The sequence below is a fragment of the Pseudomonas psychrophila genome (genome assembly GCF_001043005.1).
In the GTDB taxonomy this organism is placed as follows: domain Bacteria; phylum Pseudomonadota; class Gammaproteobacteria; order Pseudomonadales; family Pseudomonadaceae; genus Aquipseudomonas; species Aquipseudomonas psychrophila.
This window is the reverse complement of the sequence record NZ_JYKZ01000016.1, coordinates 1-18,267: the sequence shown is the minus strand read 5'-3', so window position 1 is coordinate 18,267 and position 18,267 is coordinate 1. Positions and strand designations below refer to the sequence as shown.

The 18,267-nt window shown below is 55.9% G+C and carries 17 protein-coding genes and 1 pseudogene; 14 read left to right on the top strand and 4 right to left on the bottom strand.

The window, feature by feature from the left end:
• Window positions 1-150 precede the first annotated feature (150 nt).
• Together TU76_RS22470 and sfsA are read left to right on the top strand one after the other, a co-directional pair.
• On the top strand, window positions 151-1,323 hold the full coding sequence (locus tag TU76_RS22470; protein ID WP_019825958.1) for a pyridoxal phosphate-dependent aminotransferase: 1,173 nt from the start codon (window positions 151-153) through the stop codon (window positions 1,321-1,323).
• Window positions 1,323-2,030, top strand: a complete 708-nt coding sequence (gene sfsA / locus TU76_RS22465; RefSeq protein WP_019825960.1) for a DNA/RNA nuclease SfsA — start codon at window positions 1,323-1,325, stop codon at window positions 2,028-2,030. The genes TU76_RS22470 and sfsA overlap by 1 nt, the downstream gene beginning before the upstream one ends.
• Here sfsA and TU76_RS22460 read toward each other — a convergent pair.
• Window positions 2,013-2,351 (bottom strand): Rieske (2Fe-2S) protein, encoded by a 339-nt coding sequence (locus TU76_RS22460; protein WP_019825962.1) that lies wholly within the window; start codon window positions 2,349-2,351, stop codon window positions 2,013-2,015. The genes sfsA and TU76_RS22460 overlap by 18 nt on opposite strands.
• A gap of 177 nt (window positions 2,352-2,528) precedes the next feature.
• Between TU76_RS22460 and TU76_RS22455 the strand changes: the two genes are divergently transcribed.
• From TU76_RS22455 to TU76_RS22445, 3 genes and pseudogenes are all read left to right on the top strand, one after another.
• Window positions 2,529-3,404, top strand: coding sequence for a heme/hemin ABC transporter substrate-binding protein (locus TU76_RS22455; protein ID WP_019825964.1), 876 nt, complete (start codon window positions 2,529-2,531; stop codon window positions 3,402-3,404).
• 50 nt (window positions 3,405-3,454) lie between these two features.
• Entirely contained in the window at window positions 3,455-4,438 is a 984-nt protein-coding gene (locus TU76_RS22450) for a FecCD family ABC transporter permease (protein WP_173667436.1), read from the top strand.
• A gap of 47 nt (window positions 4,439-4,485) precedes the next feature.
• A pseudogene (locus TU76_RS22445) lies at window positions 4,486-5,205 on the top strand (heme ABC transporter ATP-binding protein); the annotation flags it as partial.
• A 232-nt stretch (window positions 5,206-5,437) separates the two neighbouring features.
• Here the strand turns inward: TU76_RS22445 and TU76_RS22440 are convergent.
• From TU76_RS22440 to TU76_RS22430, 3 genes are all read right to left on the bottom strand, one after another.
• The gene (locus TU76_RS22440) at window positions 5,438-5,710 is read right to left on the bottom strand and encodes a TfoX/Sxy family protein (protein WP_019825970.1); all 273 of its coding nucleotides are present in this window, start codon (window positions 5,708-5,710) and stop codon (window positions 5,438-5,440) included.
• Between the two features lie 237 nt (window positions 5,711-5,947).
• Window positions 5,948-6,289, bottom strand: a complete 342-nt coding sequence (locus TU76_RS22435; RefSeq protein ID WP_019825972.1) for a pentapeptide repeat-containing protein — start codon at window positions 6,287-6,289, stop codon at window positions 5,948-5,950.
• A 90-nt stretch (window positions 6,290-6,379) separates the two neighbouring features.
• Complete coding sequence (locus TU76_RS22430) at window positions 6,380-7,936, bottom strand: bifunctional aminoglycoside phosphotransferase/ATP-binding protein (protein ID WP_048352535.1); 1,557 nt, start codon at window positions 7,934-7,936, stop codon at window positions 6,380-6,382.
• Between the two features lie 116 nt (window positions 7,937-8,052).
• On the opposite strand from TU76_RS22430, the gene mrcB reads away from it, so the two are divergent.
• The 9 genes from mrcB to msrQ all read left to right on the top strand — a co-directional run bounded on the left by mrcB (window position 8,053) and on the right by msrQ (window position 17,874).
• The gene (gene mrcB, locus TU76_RS22425; protein WP_019825975.1) at window positions 8,053-10,377 is read left to right on the top strand and encodes a penicillin-binding protein 1B; all 2,325 of its coding nucleotides are present in this window, start codon (window positions 8,053-8,055) and stop codon (window positions 10,375-10,377) included.
• Window positions 10,378-10,393: 16 nt separating this feature from the next.
• Window positions 10,394-11,134, top strand: a complete 741-nt coding sequence (locus TU76_RS22420) for a tetratricopeptide repeat protein (RefSeq protein ID WP_019825977.1) — start codon at window positions 10,394-10,396, stop codon at window positions 11,132-11,134.
• 5 nt (window positions 11,135-11,139) lie between these two features.
• On the top strand, window positions 11,140-11,469 hold the full coding sequence (locus TU76_RS22415; RefSeq protein ID WP_046810797.1) for a YqcC family protein: 330 nt from the start codon (window positions 11,140-11,142) through the stop codon (window positions 11,467-11,469).
• Window positions 11,470-11,878: 409 nt separating this feature from the next.
• A complete protein-coding gene (locus tag TU76_RS22410) occupies window positions 11,879-13,603 on the top strand; it encodes an acetolactate synthase 3 large subunit (RefSeq protein ID WP_046810798.1) in 1,725 nt (574 codons plus the stop codon).
• A gap of 2 nt (window positions 13,604-13,605) precedes the next feature.
• Window positions 13,606-14,097 (top strand): acetolactate synthase small subunit, encoded by a 492-nt coding sequence (gene ilvN / locus TU76_RS22405; RefSeq protein ID WP_016783407.1) that lies wholly within the window; start codon window positions 13,606-13,608, stop codon window positions 14,095-14,097.
• A 49-nt stretch (window positions 14,098-14,146) separates the two neighbouring features.
• Window positions 14,147-15,163: a ketol-acid reductoisomerase gene (gene ilvC / locus TU76_RS22400; protein WP_019825983.1), complete on the top strand. Its 1,017-nt coding sequence runs from the start codon at window positions 14,147-14,149 to the stop codon at window positions 15,161-15,163.
• Between the two features lie 144 nt (window positions 15,164-15,307).
• Window positions 15,308-16,165 (top strand): CDP-diacylglycerol--serine O-phosphatidyltransferase, encoded by an 858-nt coding sequence (pssA, locus tag TU76_RS22395; RefSeq protein ID WP_019825985.1) that lies wholly within the window; start codon window positions 15,308-15,310, stop codon window positions 16,163-16,165.
• A gap of 63 nt (window positions 16,166-16,228) precedes the next feature.
• Complete coding sequence (gene msrP, locus TU76_RS22390; protein WP_048352534.1) at window positions 16,229-17,242, top strand: protein-methionine-sulfoxide reductase catalytic subunit MsrP; 1,014 nt, start codon at window positions 16,229-16,231, stop codon at window positions 17,240-17,242.
• A complete protein-coding gene (msrQ, locus tag TU76_RS22385; protein WP_019825988.1) occupies window positions 17,242-17,874 on the top strand; it encodes a protein-methionine-sulfoxide reductase heme-binding subunit MsrQ in 633 nt (210 codons plus the stop codon). Before msrP ends, msrQ begins: the two co-directional genes overlap by 1 nt.
• Window positions 17,875-18,267: the final 393 nt, after the last annotated feature.

Here is an 18,267-nt window from a genome sequence, read left to right as displayed (position 1 = left end):
ATTAGTACCTGAATATTAATTTTAGTCGAGCTATGACTGTGGCGTGGGTTGATTGGTTCTATCGAGCGGACGGCTAAGACAGTAATTAGCTCTCCCTTGCGGTACTGCTTGGGTAGAATCAGGCTTTTGCTTACCCAGGAAGGCAGGCTCATGGCTCAGTCTTACAGTGCGCGCAGCCGCGCAATCGAACCGTTCCACGTGATGGCGTTGTTGGCGCGTGCCAACGAGCTGCAGGCTGCGGGTCACGATGTGATTCACCTGGAAATCGGGGAGCCGGACTTCACCACGGCTGAGCCGATCATCGCCGCAGGTCAAGCGGCCCTGGCCGCCGGGAAAACCCGTTACACCGCGGCCCGTGGCCTGCCGGAGTTGCGCGAGGCAATCTCCGGGTTTTATCAGCAGCGTTATGGCCTGAATATCGATCCTTCGCGGATTCTTGTCACGCCAGGTGGGTCTGGCGCCTTGTTGCTGGCCTCCAGCCTACTGGTCGATCCGGGTAAACATTGGCTACTTGCAGACCCGGGCTACCCCTGTAATCGACATTTTCTGCGTTTGGTAGAGGGCGCCGCACAGCTGGTGCCGGTCGGCCCGGATGTGCGCTACCAGTTAACGGCCGATCTGGTCGAGCGCTATTGGAATCAGGACAGTGTGGGGGCGTTGGTGGCATCCCCGGCCAACCCTACCGGTACGATTTTGAGTCGTGATGAACTGGCAGCCCTGTCTACGGCAATCAAGGCCCGAAACGGGCATTTGGTGGTGGATGAGATTTACCATGGCCTGACCTACGGCTGTGATGCAGCCAGTGTGCTGGAAGTCGATGACAGTGCGTTTGTGCTCAATAGCTTTTCCAAGTATTTCGGTATGACCGGGTGGCGTTTGGGCTGGCTGGTGGCGCCACCTGAAGCTGTAGCTGATCTGGAGAAGCTCGCCCAGAACCTTTATATCAGCGCCCCCAGCATGGCTCAGTACGCCGCATTGGCCTGCTTTGAACCTCAGACACTGGCGATACTGGAAGAGCGTCGGGCCGAGTTCGGGCGTCGCCGTGACTTTCTGTTACCGGCCTTGCGTGAGCTTGGTTTTGGTATTGCAGTAGAGCCAGAGGGTGCGTTTTACCTCTACGCCGATATCAGCGCGTTTGGCGGCGATGCGTTTGCATTCTGTCAGCACTTTCTTGAAACCCAGCACATAGCCTTTACCCCGGGTCTGGATTTTGGGCGCTTCAAGTCCGGGCACCATGTACGGTTTGCCTACACCCAAAGTTTGCCGCGCCTGCAGGAGGCCGTTGAGCGGATCGCTCGTGGCCTCAAGAGCTGGAAAGGCTGATGCGTTTCTCACCCGAGCTAGAAGAAGGGCGGTTGATCAAGCGCTACAAGCGTTTCCTGGCGGATATCGAAACCGTCACCGGTGAGTTGATGACCATCCACTGCCCGAATACGGGGTCCATGTTCAACTGCATGGTTGAAGGTGGTCAGGTCTGGTTCAGCCGTTCCAACGACCCCAAGCGCAAGTTGCCGGGCACTTGGGAAATCAGCCAAACCCCGCAAGGCAGGCTGGCGTGTGTGAACACCGGGCGTGCCAATCACTTGATCGAAGAGGCGTTACTGGCGGGGGTGATTACCGAGCTGGATGGCTTCACCGCACTCAAGCGTGAAGTGCCTTATGGTCAGGAAAAAAGCCGGATTGATTTTCGCCTGGAGTACCCGCAGGGCTTTGCCTTCGTAGAGGTCAAGAGTGTCACCCTGGGTTTTGATGACTCGCGTGTCGCTGCATTTCCGGATGCTGTTACGCAGCGTGGTGCCAAGCATCTGCGTGAACTGGCCACTCTCGCGCGCGAGGGGGTGCGTGCTGTTCAGCTGTATTGCGTCAACCTTACCGGCATTGATGCAGTGCGCCCGGCGCAAGAGATCGACCCGGGTTACGCAGCAGCGTTGCGCGAGGCGGTCGCTGCCGGAGTGCAAGTACTTGCGTATGGAGTCAGCCTGACGCCTGACGCCGTGGTAGTTGATCGCCGATTAGACGTCATCCTCTGATATTTGTGGCGTAATCCAGATGCCTTGGCTGTCTTCGCGGCAGTCAAGAGCTGTCAGAAACTGCCCGGCGCAAGGCCCGGCAACGCATTCTCCACTTTCGATCAGGAACAGCGCCGAATGAGTCGCGCACTGGATCAGGCTGGCGCTTGAATCGAGAAATTGATCCGGTTGCCATTCCAGTGTTACCCCGCGATGGGGGCAGCGGTTTTTGTAGGCATACACCTGACCTTCACGACGAATGACGAGCAGGTTCAGCTCATCCAGCTCGAAGCCACGGCTGGTACCTTCGCTTAGTGCCTGCGAGGGGCATAAAAACTTCATGGCAATCCTTAATAGCAGCCAAACGGCTGTGTTGTTGACGCGTTCCAGAGCGGGTTAAGAGGTTGACGTGCAAATGCAAACAATTATCAAATGGCGGCTTGCTCTGCGATGTGCTGTTTTCACGGCGTGACAATACCTTTGTCCCGTTGAGCCCTCTTTTTCAAGGAATGCCCCCGTATGCGCCTGAGTACCCGCCTGATTACGCTCTGTACAGGCCTTATGATCAGTCATGTCAGCCTGGCTGGCGAGTTGCCACAACGCTGGGTTAGCGCCGGCGGAGCACTTTCAGAGTGGGTCAGCGCGTTGGGTGCGGAGTCTAAATTGGTTGGGGTCGATACCACCAGCCAACATCCTGCATCACTTAAGTCCCTGCCCAGTATTGGTTATCAGCGCCAGCTCTCGGCAGAGGGAATCCTGAGCCTTAAACCGGACATCCTGGTCGGCACTGACGAGATGGGCCCGCCACCTGTTTTGGCGCAGATTCGCGGTGCTGGTGTCCCGGTCGAGATGTTTTCGGCCCAGGCCGATCTAGCAAGTCTTGAAGCGACCCTGAAGCATTTGGGCCGTTTGTTGGGTAACGAGCCTCAAGCGGCGCAACTGTTCACAGACTATCAGCAGCAACTTGTGCAGCATCAGCAGCAGGTCAAGACGGTACAAGCCGGACACAAGGCGCCAGGGGTACTTTTGTTGTTGGGGCACGCGGGCGGTAAACCGTTGATAGCCGGCAAGGACACGGCTGCAGATTGGCTACTGACTCAAGCCGGCGGGCAGAACCTTGCTACCCACACCGGCTATAAGCCGTTTTCAGTGGAGGCCCTGGCGGGGCTCAATCCTGAGGTCTTGGTGTTTGCCGATCGCAGTTTGACCGGTGAGGCGGCACGCAAGGCGCTGCTCAAGGAAAACCCGGTATTGGCGTCTATTCGCGCCGCTAAAAATGGCCGTGTGTACGAACTGGACCCTACGTTGTTGGTGGGTGGGCTGGGGCCAAGGTTACCGGCCAGCTTGAAGCAACTGACCGCTGAGTTTTATCCCGCGGCTGCAGCGAACCCATGAAGACGCTGGTTAAACCCCGGTCATTGTTTATAGGCTTGAGTGCCCTGTGCCTGTTGGCGACCTGGCTATCGCTGGCGCTGGGGCCTGTGAGCTTGCCGTTGATTGACACCCTGCGCGCGGCACTGAGGTTGCTGGGCATACCGATACCTGGCGAAGGGCTGGAACAGGCCGAGCTGATCCTGGGGCAGATTCGTTTGCCTCGTACATTGCTGGGGCTGGCGGTGGGCGGTGTGCTGGCGTTGTCGGGCGTGGCCATGCAGGGGTTGTTCCGCAACCCGTTGGCCGACCCCGGGTTGGTCGGTGTGTCCAGCGGCGCAGCCTTGGGTGCGGCGATTGCGATTGTGGGCGGGACTGCCTTTGGCGGGCTGCCAGAGTTTATCGGGCCATATTTGCTGTCGTTGTGTGCGTTCCTTGGAGGGCTGGGCGTAACGGCGCTGGTCTATCGGCTGGGGCGACGCAACGGTCAGACCAATGTCGCCGTGATGTTGCTCGCTGGCATTGCGCTGACAGCATTGGCCGGCTCGGCAGTCGGACTGTTTACCTATCTGGCTGATGACGCGACATTGCGCACGCTGACCTTCTGGAACCTGGGTAGTCTTAATGGCGCCAGTTACGCACGTTTGTGGCCATTGTTGATTGTTACCGTGGGTGTTGCCTTATGGTTGCCTCGCCGAGCTAATGCGCTCAATGCGCTGTTGCTGGGAGAGTCGGAAGCCAATCATCTGGGGATCGATGTCGAAGGCCTGAAGCGCGAACTGGTGTTTTGTACGGCGCTGGGTGTGGGGGCTGCAGTGGCAGCAGCTGGCATGATCGGTTTTATCGGGCTAGTGGTGCCACATCTGGTACGACTGCTGGCAGGGCCTGATCATCGAGTGCTGTTACCGGCTTCCGTGCTGGCAGGGGCGGCGCTATTGCTGTTTGCCGACCTGATTGCACGACTGGTCCTGGCGCCTGCAGAGCTGCCGATCGGGATTGTTACTGCATTCCTGGGGGCACCGTTTTTCCTCTACTTATTACTGCGAGGTCGTCACTGATGCTGCGTGCGGAAAATCTGCAGATCCGTCGCGATCAGAAAATCGTGCTGGCGGATGTCACCCTAGATGTCCGTCCGGGTGAAGTGTTGGGTGTGCTGGGGCCCAATGGAGCGGGTAAAAGCACACTGCTGGCCGCGTTGTGTGGGGAGTTGACGCCGAGTGAGGGGCAGGTCTGGCTTGGTCAACACGCCCTGGGCCACTGGAAGGGCGCGCAACGGGCACAGCGTCTTGCCGTCTTGCCGCAAACCTCGACCCTGGATTTCGCCTTTCGTGTCGAAGAAGTCGTGGGCATGGGGCGACTGCCTCATCAGACAGGTCGCGCCCGTGATTCAGAAATCATTCACGCTGCGTTGCAGGCGGCTGATGTTGAGCATTTGGCGGGGCGCAGCTATCTGGCGTTGTCGGGTGGTGAACGGCAGCGAGTGCATCTGGCGAGGGTGCTGGCGCAATTATGGCCAGGACAGCGCGGGCATACCCTGTTGCTTGATGAGCCGACCTCAATGCTCGACCCATTGCATCAACACACGACGCTCAAGGCCATACGGACGTTCGCGGATCGCGGCGCGGCGGTCCTAATCATCCTGCATGACCTGAACCTGGCCGCACGTTATTGCGATCGGTTGTTGCTGCTTGAGGAGGGACGTCCCCGCGCACTGGATTGTCCAAAAGTGGTGCTGCAGCCGGAGGCGTTAAAAGCCGTATTTGGTCTGGACGTGTTGGTGCAGCCTCACCCGGAACTGGGTTGTCCGATGGTGATTGCTCGTTGAGCCGGTAACGCAGTCATTTGGCTGGTGTTTTTGACAGGCAAAAAAAGACCCGGCAAGAGCCGGGTCAAATAACCGTGATTAGCCTGATGAGGAGATTTTCTGAGAGTCCGAACCAAGGGCCTTCCAGAAGATCGACTGGTCTCGCGACCAGATGGCGTAATCATAACAATTCTCATTACGCTGTCAACAACTGTTTTTTACCGTTTATCGTGCGTGTCGGAAATGAATCTCTTCAGGCTTTTTTCAACGCGGCCAGATGATCCACCTGCTGGTTCAGTTCTTCTTTGCGCTGCGCGGGGATATCGTTCCAGTGCACATCCAGCAGGGCCCCTTCAATCGCATAAAGAAGCACTTTAGAAGCCCTGAAGCCCCTGGCCTTCACTGCTCGATATGCATCAACAGCCCCTAGACGTCTCAAGTCCGAGGCGCTGTGAATACCAACAGCGTGAAGCCATTGCGCTGAGGTCTTCCCAAGGTTTTTCAAATGCTGGAGTTCATCATTCATCAGCTCTCCTTGCGACGGCGTGAGCTCAGCGTTTACGGGACATTGTGATTCTACGAAGTGTAGCGCTCAGTAGGAAAAGCGCAGTCCGTTAGTCGGTTTTGGAACAAAGGACTACTGATGTCTGAGGTTTGCTCTGACGTTCAGTGACGGGTGGGGATCAGGGTAGAGCCTTTGTGTTGCGTAAACGGGGCTGGTCCAACTAGGCACGGCTTGCTCGTGGCAAGTGTCGTATTCGTGCTATTTGGTGCGGTATCGCAGGCGAGTACCAAAGTTAACCGACATCAGAATTTCATCCGCTGTCAGCTCAACCGGGAAGTAGGTACCTGAAATTTGTGCGTGGGCTAGGCTGGCACCTTCGATGCACGCAGTACGTAAATCAATGCCGCGCAGGTCCGCTGAGCGAAAATAACCATCGGAGAAATCCACGTCCTGAGCCTGTAACTCGCGTAGATCCAGCCCGCGGAAGTCTCCGCCGCGCAGGTCGATGTGTCCGGATGGCCGCTGTTGATTGAACCCGCGGATATCGTCTTTATGCAGCAGTGCGTAGAGCGCCGACTCAAGCAGCTTTGGATGGCTCATGATGGGGCTCCGGCTTGGCGTGATGCTAGTATTATAGTGCCACTATTGCAGGGCCGTGAAACCATTGCGTTTCACGGCTAGCGCTAATTCCTACAAGCCTGGCAAGCGCTGACGAATATCAGCGATCAGGGTGTCGAGGCTTTTGCTGTTGTGGGTTTCAACACACTTGCTGCGCAGGATTTCATCGGCGCCCAGCGCTTCACGACTGGCTTGCTGTGCCTTGACGACTTCCAGAGTGGCGTCAGAAGGGTCGGTGCCAATGGACTTGCGATGGGCCAGCCAGCCTTCGATTACGGCGTCCGGTGCGGTGCAGTCGAGGATCAGGCAAGGTACGCCGGTGGCTTCTGCCACTTGAGCAGCGGCATCACGCTGCTCACGCTTGAGGTAGGTGGCATCTATCACGACGGGAAAGCCTGCGCGCAGCACGATACCGGCCAGCTCATGCAGCTTTTTGTAGGTGGCAGCGCTGGCATCGGCATTATAAATGCCATCACCTACTGCGTTTTCAGCGGTCTGCTCACCGAACAACTGCTTGCGGATAACGTCTGAGCGAAGGCGAATCGCCCCCAGAGCCTCAACCAGGCGCATGGCTACCGAACTTTTGCCTACAGCCGATACACCGTGGGTAATTGTCAGGAAGCGTGAAGGAATAGTGCTGTAGCTTTCGGCCAGGTTGGCGTAGTTGCGGTACTGACGCAATGTAGCTGCGCGCTGAACAGGGCTGGCTTCTGCAGGCATGCTGAACAAGCTGACTTTGGCGCGAACCAGCGCGCGGTAGGCTTTGTAGAAGTTCAGCAGCTCAAGTCCCTGATAATCGCCAGTCAGTTCCAGGTACTGACTGACAAAGCGTCTTGCCAGAGACTTCAGGCCGCGGTCTTCAAGGTCCATCGCCAGGAAGGCAGTGTCGGCATACACATCGGTAAAACGGAACGGCTCGTTGAATTCGATGCAGTCGAAGATAACGACCTTGCCATCGATCATCGTGGCGTTGCCCAAGTGAATATCACCGTGGCATTCGCGGATAAATCCTTGCGCCTTGCGCTGCTCGAACAGGGGTTTGAGACGAGTAAAGCTGGCCTCTGCCCAGGCCTGGAGCGCGTCCAGTTGGAGCAGGTCAGCTTTATCAGAAAGAAATGGGCGAATTTGCTCGAAGTTCTGACAGACAGGGTCCATCACGGCCTCAGGAGTGCCTTGGTAGTGCTCCAGATCGACGTGGGGGGCTTGAGCATGGAAGCGGGCGATTTGCTGAGCCATTTCGTCGATATGGGCGGCATTGAGTTCGCCGTTGGCTTGCAAGGTGCTCAGTAATTGGCTTTGAGGGAACTGACGCATCTTGAGCACATATTCGATGGCCGGGCCTTCGCCGCCCAGTACTGGCGCTTCGACGGTACCGGTGATCGGCAATACGTCGAGGTACAAGCCTTCGGTCAGACGCTGGTTCAGGCGCAGTTCTTCATTGCAGAAGTGTTCGCGCCCGCTGAGCTCCGTGAAGTCCAGGAAGCCAAAATTAACGGGCTTCTTCAGTTTATAGGCATATGGCCCAGTAAGTATGACCCAGGAGATGTGCGTCTCGATAACCTGAAACCCATCGACGTCATGGGGGTAGAGGTCCGGGTTTTGCAGGGCGGAAATCAGGTTCTGGCTCACGGTTGATCCTTCAAGGTCTGGAAAATTCGATGCGCCATTATGGCGGCTGACAGCGGGAGTGCAAACCGCCGGGCTGCGCATGATGAACATGAATAAAGTGCGTATAATCTCGCGCCATGACTCGTACCCGATCTCCTCGTTCTCGTTCCAAACGTCCTTCTGGCGGCCTTAGGCCCTGGCTGGGCTGGGCAATCAAGCTCAGTCTGGTCGGTCTGGTGGTGCTGGCAGGTTTTGCCGTCTATCTGGATGCCATCGTGCAGGAGAAGTTCTCCGGCAAGCGTTGGACAATCCCGGCCAAGGTGTATGCCCGGCCGCTTGAGCTGTTCGTCGGCCAGAAGCTGAGCAAGAACGACTTCCTGACGGAACTCGATGCGCTGGGCTATCGCCGTGAAAGCGTGGTCAATGGTCCTGGAGCTGCTGCGGTCAGTGGCAACACAGTCGACCTCAATACACGTGGCTTCCAGTTTTATGAAGGTGCCGAACAGGCACAGCCGGTTCGTGTGCGTTTCTCTGGCGACTATGTAGCAGAGCTTTCATCGACCAATGGTTCCAAGCTGCCTGTAGTGCGTCTTGAGCCGTTGCTGATCGGTGGCCTGTATCCGAAAAATCTTGAAGACCGGATCCTGATCAATATCGATCAAGTGCCGCCGTTTCTGCTTGAAACGCTGGTAACAGTAGAAGACCGCGATTTTTATCATCACTTTGGGGTGTCGCCGAAGTCGATTGCCCGTGCCATGTGGGTTAATACGTCATCCGGGCAAATGCGCCAGGGCGGCAGTACCCTGACTCAACAGCTGGTCAAGAACTTCTATCTGACCAACGAGCGCAGCCTTAGTCGCAAGCTAACTGAGGCGATGATGGCGTTGCTGCTGGAAATGCATTACGACAAGCGCGAAATCCTTGAGGCGTATCTCAACGAAGTGTTTGTCGGTCAGGACGGGCAGCGCGCCGTGCATGGCTTTGGCCTCGCCAGCCAGTTCTTCTTCAGTCAGCCGCTGGCCGAACTCAAGTTGCATCAGGTGGCGTTGTTGGTGGGGATGGTCAAAGGGCCATCTTCTTATAACCCGCGTCGTAATCCCGAGCGGGCGCTGGTACGGCGTAACCTGGTGCTCGATTTGCTGGAGCAACAAGGCGTTGCAACGCCCGAGCAAGTGGCTGCGGCGAAAAAAATGCCATTGGGCGTGACCACGCGCGGTAGCCTGGCAGACAGTTCCTTCCCGGGTTTCCTGGACCTGGTCAAGCGCCAGTTACGTGAAGACTATCGCGATGAAGACTTGACCGAAGAGGGGTTGAGGATTTTCACCAGCTTCGACCCGATCCTGCAGATGAAGTCTGAAGCCGCAATGGGTGAGACCTTCAAACGTCTGACCGGGCGCAAGGGTTCGGATGAAGTGGAAGCCGCAATGGTGGTCACTAATCCGGAAACCGGCGAGGTTCAGGCTCTGATCGGCAGTCGTGCACCGCGCTTTGCAGGCTTTAACCGTGCGCTTGATGCGGTACGGCCTATTGGTTCGTTGATCAAACCTGCGGTGTATCTCACGGCGCTTGAACGGCCAAGTCAGTACACGCTGACCAGTTGGCTGTCGGATGATCCGCTGTCGATCAAAGGTGCTGACGGTCAGGTCTGGAAGCCTCAGAACTATGACCGTCGCTCTCACGGTACGGTTTTTCTCTACCAGTCCATGATGAACTCCTACAACCTCGGTACGGTAAGGCTGGGGCAGGAAGTGGGTGTGCCCAACGTGCTCAAGACCTTGGCGCGACTGGGGGTAGAGCGTCAGTTCCCGGCATTCCCGTCCATGTTGCTGGGTGCCGGTGCATTGAGCCCGATGGAAGTGGCGACGATGTATCAGACCTTGGCCAACGGCGGCTTTAATACGCCGATGCGCGGAATTCGCAGCGTACTGACCGCCGAGGGGGAGCCGCTGAAACGTTATCCGTTCCAGATTCAGCAACGCTTCGATCCGGGCTCCATTTTCCTGATCCAGAATGCGATGCAGCATGTGATGCGCGAAGGTACAGGACGTTCGGTTTATAACGTGCTGCCCAGGAACCTCGCATTGGCTGGTAAGACCGGTACCAGTAACGATTCGCGTGACAGCTGGTTTGCAGGGTTTAGCCAGGACTTGCTGGCGGTGGTCTGGTTGGGTCGCGACGACAACGGCAAAACGCCTTTTACCGGCGCAACCGGAGCACTGCAGGTGTGGACCAGCTTCATGAAGAAGGCTGACCCGCTGCCGCTCGATATGCCTCAGCCCGATAACATCGTTCAGGCCTGGATTGATCCGCATACGGGGCAAGGATCTGATGCCGGCTGCCCTGGCGCGGTACAGATGCCGTATATTCGCGGCAGTGAGCCGCCAGCAGGGGCCAGTTGTGGCGGGCAAGAGCCTGCTTCAGGTGAGGCCGTGATGGATTGGGTCAAGGGCTGGTTGAATTAAGCTAAGAGGGTTTTACGTGAATAAGTTGTGGATTGCGGCTGTTTCAGCCCTGGCTTTGCTCAATGGTTGTGCCAGCGTGCCACAGGGTTCGATCCCTGTGGTCGACTCTGGTGTGGCGGTGTCGAATAACGAACGTGTTTCGGCCCAGCGAACGGCTGGAAATTATCCACAGGCCACCGCACCGCGTGCAGCTCAGGCCCGCACGATTACCGAGGATTCGGGAGTTGTGGTGATGATCCCGGGCGGAGCTGCGAGCGTGTCGACGCCGATCAGCACCCAGCCTTTCACGCCCGGGCCGATTACCCCCGGCCCGGCGGCAGCGCCCATCAGCACGGGTAGCTATACACCGAGTAATACCTACAGCGCTCCGGCGCCGATTACCCCAAGCGGTATTCCATCGAACAACAGCGGCGCTCTGGCTGCCGACGAGCAGCTGGATGGTCCGGTGCTGGCGTTGCTCACCACCGCTCAGCAGCAGCAGTCGAGCGGTGACTTGAATGGCGCTTCGTCGAGTCTTGAGCGTGCTCAGCGCGTGGCACCTCGTGAGCCGCAGGTACTCTATCGCCTGGCGCAAGTGCGTATGGCTCAAGGTGACGCCGCCCAGGCGGAGCAGTTTGCCCGTCGAGGTCTGACGTTTGCCAATGGCCGTCCGGACCTGCAAGCCAGCTTGTGGGGCTTGATCGCTCAGGCACGTGAGAAACAAGGCGATGCAGCAGGCGCTGCTCTGGCCCGTCAAAAAGCCAAGGTGAGCCTCTGATGGTTATGGATGCCCGTACTCCTGAAGTTGCCGAGTTCTTGTTGCTGATCGAACAGGAAATGCGCACGCAGGGGCTGTGGAGCGACAAGACTCCCACGGAGCACGACTTGTCCAGTCTGGAGCCGTTCAGCGTCGACCGGCTCGACTTTGAGCTGTGGGTGCAGTGGATCTTTCTGCCGAAGATGAAAGTCATTGTTGAACAGGGTCAGCCACTGCCGAATGTTTCCGGTATTCGGCATATGGCTGACCAGGTTTTTGCTCAGCGTCGCGGGAACTGGAAGCCGTTGCTCAAGCATTTTGAAGGTTTTGATCAGTTGATCAGCCCCTCCGCTTGAGGTCATGGCTGCCAGTTTTTGCTGGCAGCCATTCATTTTCTTGTCAGTTTCTGTCAATTCGCGCGTTTTTTTGTGCGTTCCTGTCAATTTATGAAAATAAATCTCATAGATGGCTTGACTTGGGCAGGCCTAATGACAAGAATCGAAGTCCCGCTGTAGAGGGACTGCCAGAAGCAGACCCTCTCAGCAGATCATGAGGCGCACACCCGCGCCGACCTGCAACACCCGCAACGCGTTACCTCGCGCTGGGTGGGAAAACCCCGCAACACTTGGGGAGCTCCCAATACTTGCTCAGTCAGTGCTGACGTAGTCGGCGACCACCGTCGCTCATGCTCTGCTGAAAAGTAAACCTATTAAGACCCGTTCGCATTTTAGTGGACGGTATTCTGGCGTTTTAGAGGTGAACAACGTGGAGCTTTTATCTGGCGGTGAGATGCTCGTGCGCTTTTTGCGCGACGAAGGTGTCAAATATATCTACGGGTACCCTGGTGGTGCTCTGCTGCATGTCTACGACGCACTGTTCAAGGAACCGGAAGTTACCCACATCCTGGTTCGCCACGAACAAGCTGCTACTCATATGGCTGACGGCTACGCTCGTGCAACGGGTAAGGCCGGTGTAGTACTGGTCACTTCCGGGCCAGGTGCTACCAACGCCATTACCGGTATTGCCACTGCCTACATGGATTCCATTCCGATGGTGATCATTTCTGGTCAGGTGCCTAGCACCATGGTCGGAACGGATGCTTTCCAGGAAACCGACATGATCGGTATCTCCCGGCCCATCGTGAAGCACAGCTTTATGATCAAGCATGCTTCGGAAATCCCTGAGGTCATGAAAAAGGCGTTCTACCTCGCTCAATCCGGCCGTCCAGGTCCGGTTGTGGTCGATATCCCGAAAGACATGACCAACCCGGCCGAGAAGTTCGAATACGTTTTCCCGAAAAAAGCCAAGTTGCGTTCTTACAGCCCGGCCTTGCGTGGTCACTCTGGCCAGATTCGCAAGGCGGCAGAGATGCTTCTGGCGGCCAAGCGCCCTGTGCTCTATGCAGGCGGCGGCGTTATTTTGGGTGGCGGTTCGGCACCGCTGACCGAGCTTGCAAAAATGCTCAACGTACCGGTAACCAATACGCTGATGGGCCTGGGCGCATACCCTGGCACTGACCGTCAGTTTGTGGGCATGCTTGGTATGCACGGCAGCTTCACTGCCAACATGACCATGCATAACGCTGATGTAATCCTGGCAGTAGGTGCGCGCTTTGATGATCGTGTAATCAACGGTCCGTCCAAGTTCTGTCCTAACGCCAAGATTATCCACATCGATATCGACCCGGCATCTATCTCCAAGACCATCAAGGCAGATGTTCCGATTGTAGGTCCGGTAGAGAGCGTGTTGACCGAAATGGTTGCAATCCTCAAGGATATTGGCGAGAAGCCGAATGCCGAGGCGGTTGCCAGCTGGTGGAAGCAAATCGACGAGTGGCGTGGTGATCGCGGCTTGTTCCCTTATGACAAGGGCGACGGCAGCAAGATCAAGCCTCAGGCTGTTATCGAGATGCTGTGCGAAGTGACCAAGGGCGATGCTTATGTAACGTCCGATGTGGGTCAGCATCAAATGTTTGCGGCCCAGTACTACCGCTTCAACAAGCCGAATCGCTGGATCAACTCTGGCGGCCTGGGCACGATGGGGTTCGGTTTCCCGGCTGCGATGGGGGTAAAACTGAGCTTCCCTGATGCTGACGTTGCCTGTGTAACAGGCGAGGGCAGTATTCAGATGAACATTCAGGAATTGTCGACGTGTTTGCAGTACGGTCTGCCCGTAAAAATTGTCAGCCTCAACAACGGCGTGCTCGGTATGGTGCGTCAGTGGCAGGACATGAACTACGGCAGTCGCCACTCGCACTCGTACATGGAATCGCTGCCTGACTTCGTCAAGCTGGCTGAGGCTTATGGGCATGTAGGTATTCGGATCACTGATCTGAAAGACCTGAAGCCCAAGATGGAAGAAGCTTTTGCCATGAAGGATCGTCTGGTGTTCCTGGATATTCAGGTCGATACCAGTGAGCACGTTTATCCGATGCAGATCAAAGATGGCTCCATGCGCGACATGTGGCTGAGCAAGACGGAGCGTACTTAATCATGCGGCACATTATTTCCTTGCTTCTTGAAAACGAACCGGGCGCCTTGTCTCGCGTTGTTGGGCTTTTTTCGCAACGTAACTACAACATCGAAAGCCTGACTGTGGCGCCAACTGAAGACCCGACCTTGTCGCGTTTGACGCTGACCACCGTGGGGCATGATGAAGTGATCGAGCAGATCACTAAAAACCTTAACAAGCTGATCGAAGTGGTCAAGCTGGTTGATCTGTCGGAAAGTGCTCACATCGAGCGTGAACTGATGCTGGTCAAGGTCAAGGCAACAGGTGCACAGCGCGCAGAAATCAAACGTACCACGGATATATTTCGTGGGCAGATCGTGGATGTCAGCGCCAGTGTGTATACCGTGCAGTTGACAGGCACCAGCGAGAAGCTCGACAGTTTCATCCAGTCGATTGGGACTGCCTCGATCCTGGAAACAGTTCGCAGTGGCGTCACCGGGATTGCCCGTGGCGACAAAGTACTCAGCATCTAAAACTAACAAATGCTAATTGGCCTGAATGGCCTGGATATAAGGGAAAATCATGAAAGTTTATTACGACAAAGACTGCGACCTTTCGATCATCCAGGGCAAAAAAGTAGCCATTATCGGTTACGGCTCCCAGGGTCACGCCCAAGCCTGCAACCTGAAAGACTCCGGCGTTGACGTTACTGTTGGTCTGCGTAAAGGTTCGGCCACTGTCGCCAAGGCTGAGGCTCACGGCCTGAAAGTAACTGACGTTGCAAGCGCTGTTGCCGCTGCAGATTTGGTCATGATTCTGACCCCGGACGAGTTCCAGTCGGCACTGTACAAGGACGAAATCGAGCCGAACATCAAGAAGGGAGCCACACTGGCTTTCTCCCACGGCTTCGCGATTCACTACAACCAGGTCGTACCGCGTGCTGACCTTGACGTGATCATGATCGCGCCAAAAGCACCGGGTCACACCGTGCGCTCCGAGTTCGTAAAAGGCGGTGGCATTCCTGACCTGATCGCGATCTATCAGGACGCTTCGGGCAACGCCAAAAACGTAGCCTTGTCTTACGCCGCGGGTGTTGGTGGCGGTCGTACCGGCATCATCGAAACCACGTTCAAAGACGAAACTGAAACCGACCTGTTCGGCGAGCAGGCTGTTCTGTGTGGTGGTACTGTCGAGCTGGTTAAAGCCGGTTTCGAGACACTGGTTGAAGCTGGTTACGCGCCAGAAATGGCTTACTTCGAGTGCTTGCACGAGTTGAAGCTGATCGTTGACCTCATGTACGAAGGCGGCATCGCCAACATGAACTACTCGATCTCCAACAACGCCGAGTACGGTGAGTATGTAACGGGTCCGGAAGTGATCAACGCTGAGTCCCGTCAGGCAATGCGTAATGCTCTGAAGCGCATTCAAGATGGTGAATACGCGAAGATGTTCATCACCGAAGGTGCTACTGGCTACCCATCGATGACTGCTAAGCGTCGTAACAACGCCGCTCACGGTATCGAAATCATCGGCGGGCAATTGCGTTCGATGATGCCTTGGATCGGCGCGAACAAAATCGTCGACCAAGCCAAGAACTAAGCTTCAAACCTGTAGAAAAAACGCGGCCTAGGCCGCGTTTTTTCGTTTAAGCGGCCGCTTCTGGTATAAAGCAGGATCGTTTGCGGGTGTGTGTTGGCCCCAAGCTTCTACCGAAACTTTCCATATCGTTGCAAGGTAATGTCCATGAGCGAACGTCCCGAAGAGCCAAAAGCGGCTTCAGACGCCGATAGCCTGCTGCCTATCGATGAGCATGTCGAAGAAGGGCATGACGCCGAAGGCCGCAAAGTCCGGCATCGTGGTATCTATCTGCTGCCGAATCTTTTCACCACCGCGAACCTGTTCGCCGGTTTTTATTCAATCATCAGCTCCATGAGTGCTCAAAGCGCGATGAGCGCGGGTGATGCTGCAGGAGCAAGCAAGTATTTTGCGTTTGCGGCTATCGCGATTTTTGTCGCAATGGTGCTGGATGGTCTCGATGGTCGCGTAGCCCGTATGACCAATACTGAAAGTGCTTTTGGCGCCGAGTACGATTCCTTGTCGGACATGGTTGCTTTTGGTGTAGCTCCGGCATTGCTGGCTTTTGGCTGGGCACTGGGTGATATGGGCAAAGTCGGATGGATGGTGGCTTTCATCTACGTCGCGGGTGCCGCGTTACGTCTGGCGCGTTTTAACACCCAGGTGGGTAAAGCGGATAAGCGCTATTTCATCGGTCTGGCCAGCCCGGCTGCTGCTGGCGTCGTGGCGGGTATTGTCTGGGCATTCAGTGATTACGGGATCCAGGGTTCGAAAATGTCGTTCCTGGTTGCGTTGCTGGTGGCTGCTGCTGGCATGCTGATGGTTAGCAATATCAAGTACAACAGCTTCAAAGAGCTGGACTTGAAGGGGCGCGTTCCTTTTGTCGCCATCCTTGCGGTGGTATTGGTGTTTGCTGTTGTCTTCAGCGATCCGCCGCGCATTCTGCTGCTGGCATTCCTGGCGTATGCGGCATCGGGTCCCATCCAGTACTTGTTGCGTTTGCGCCGTAACAAAAACGCCGAGTGATGTAATTTCTCTCATACTCCGTAGTCTATTGGTGCATCAGCCCTCCAATACTGCGGAGTTGTCATGCTTATCAAGCTGCCTAAGGCGTCCGACTGTAAAGAGTCGGACGTTACGCCTGAATCCTTCTATTTATCCCGTCGTGCATTACTTGGCAGTTCGCTAGCCGCAATGGCTGCGGGCGCGCTACCGCGCTGGGCCAGTGCCGAAGATGCCGTGCGCTACGCGGATGTCGAGCCGGGCAGGGCACCGGCCTGGTTCACCGATAAGCTCCCGCAGACCAAGTGGCAGGCGGTCGCGGTTACCGGGGAGGCGATCACGCCTTTCAAGGACGCCACTCACTACAACAACTTCTATGAGTTCGGGACCGACAAGGGTGACCCGGCGCAGAATGCTGGCGCCTTGAAAACCGAACCCTGGACAGTGGTCGTGGATGGGGAGGTGGGCAAGCCGGGTCGTTATGCCCTTGAAGACTTTATGAAGCCTTATCAGTTAGAAGAGCGGGTTTATCGCCTGCGTTGCGTAGAGGCCTGGTCTATGGTCATTCCATGGATGGGCTTTCCCATTTCGGCATTGCTTAAACAGGTGGAGCCGACATCGAAAGCCAAGTACATACGCTTTGAAACCTTGCAGGATCCCAAGGTCATGCCGGGGCAGCGTTCGGGTTTTGCATTGATTGATTGGCCCTATGTAGAGGGGTTGCGTTTGGATGAGGCGATGAATCCGCTGGCGATATTGGCGGTGGGCATGTATGGGCGTGAATTACCGAATCAGAACGGAGCCCCGCTACGTTTGATAGTGCCTTGGAAGTACGGTTTTAAAAGTGTGAAGTCCATTGTGAGAATCAGTCTGGTGGAGCAACAGCCGAAAACCACTTGGCAGAGCATCGCTGCGGATGAGTACGGCTTTTATGCAAATGTGAATCCTCAAGTCGATCACCCGCGATGGACGCAGGCGCGTGAGCGGCGTCTGCCGAGCGGTCTGTTCAGTCCTAATGTGCGCGATACCCAGATGTTTAACGGTTACGCGGACGAGGTGGCGTCTTTATATGCTGGTCTCGATTTGCGGAAGAACTATTGATGAAGTTTCTTGCTTGGCGCATAGGCGTCTTCGCGGCAGCGGCCATGTGGCCTGTGTATTGGCTTTACGAGGCATGGATCTTTGCATTGGGCCCGGATCCGGGAAAGGTACTGGTTGATCGGTTAGGGTTGGGTGCGCTGATTCTGCTATTGGTAACACTGAGCATGACGCCGATGCAGAAGCTCACGGGGTGGCCAGGCTGGATTGCAGTGCGTCGTCAGATAGGGCTCTGGTGTTTTGCTTATGTGGTTTTGCACCTGTGTGCCTATTTGACTTTCGTTCTGGGGTTTGACTGGTCACAGCTGGGTGTGGAGTTGCGCAAGCGGCCCTACATTATTGTCGGCGCTCTGGGCTTCTTGTGTTTGCTGGCCTTGGCGGTAACTTCAAATCGTTACAGTCAACGGCGGCTGGGCGCGCGCTGGAAGAAGCTCCATCGCTTGGTGTATGGGGTTGTTGGGTTGGGATTGCTGCATATGCTTTGGATTGTTCGAGCGGACCTCAAGGAATGGTCGGTTTACGCCTTTATAGGTGTGTGCTTGTTGATGCTAAGAATACCCGCTGTTACGAGGCGAATTCCGCGTCTATATAGGAAGAAAACAGTATCAGCTGCTAGCGCCAAAATTAACCCTTGACTCAGATCTGTAACGGCCTATAATTCGCCCACTTCCGGCGCAGTCGAAACGGAAAACTCCTTGAGTTTCAATGAGTTGGATTGGTTTTCGGCAGTGTCAGCTTCAAGTCATCGAAGCAGGAAATGAGGTGTTGACAGCAGCGTGTAACGCTGTAGAATTCTCCTCCCGCTAACGAGAGATCGAAAGCGCAAGTGGTTGATGTTACAGAGGAAACTTTGAAAACATCTTAAAATAACCGCTTGACAGCAACAGAGGCTGCTGTAGAGTGCGCGCCTCGGTTCAGCGAAAGCTAAACCAACCGCTCTTTAACAACTGAATCAAGCAATTCGTGTGGGTGCTTGTGGAGTCAGACTGATAGTCAACAAGATTATCAGCATCACAAGTTACTCCGCG

Excerpts from the sequence above, each read along its gene's own strand:
- TU76_RS22455 (WP_019825964.1), top strand. The coding sequence starts at position 2,529 with ATGCGCCTGAGTACCCGCCTGATTACGCTCTGTACAGGCCTTATGATC.
- TU76_RS22415 (WP_046810797.1), top strand. The coding sequence starts at position 11,140 with ATGGATGCCCGTACTCCTGAAGTTGCCGAGTTCTTGTTGCTGATCGAA.
- ilvC (WP_019825983.1), top strand. The coding sequence starts at position 14,147 with ATGAAAGTTTATTACGACAAAGACTGCGACCTTTCGATCATCCAGGGC.
- TU76_RS22435 (WP_019825972.1), bottom strand. The coding sequence starts at position 6,289 with ATGAGCCATCCAAAGCTGCTTGAGTCGGCGCTCTACGCACTGCTGCAT.
- msrP (WP_048352534.1), top strand. The coding sequence starts at position 16,229 with ATGCTTATCAAGCTGCCTAAGGCGTCCGACTGTAAAGAGTCGGACGTT.
- mrcB (WP_019825975.1), top strand. The coding sequence starts at position 8,053 with ATGACTCGTACCCGATCTCCTCGTTCTCGTTCCAAACGTCCTTCTGGC.
- ilvN (WP_016783407.1), top strand. The coding sequence starts at position 13,606 with ATGCGGCACATTATTTCCTTGCTTCTTGAAAACGAACCGGGCGCCTTG.
- TU76_RS22440 (WP_019825970.1), bottom strand. The coding sequence starts at position 5,710 with ATGAATGATGAACTCCAGCATTTGAAAAACCTTGGGAAGACCTCAGCG.
- TU76_RS22470 (WP_019825958.1), top strand. The coding sequence starts at position 151 with ATGGCTCAGTCTTACAGTGCGCGCAGCCGCGCAATCGAACCGTTCCAC.
- pssA (WP_019825985.1), top strand. The coding sequence starts at position 15,308 with ATGAGCGAACGTCCCGAAGAGCCAAAAGCGGCTTCAGACGCCGATAGC.
- msrQ (WP_019825988.1), top strand. The coding sequence starts at position 17,242 with ATGAAGTTTCTTGCTTGGCGCATAGGCGTCTTCGCGGCAGCGGCCATG.
- sfsA (WP_019825960.1), top strand. The coding sequence starts at position 1,323 with ATGCGTTTCTCACCCGAGCTAGAAGAAGGGCGGTTGATCAAGCGCTAC.
- TU76_RS22460 (WP_019825962.1), bottom strand. The coding sequence starts at position 2,351 with ATGAAGTTTTTATGCCCCTCGCAGGCACTAAGCGAAGGTACCAGCCGT.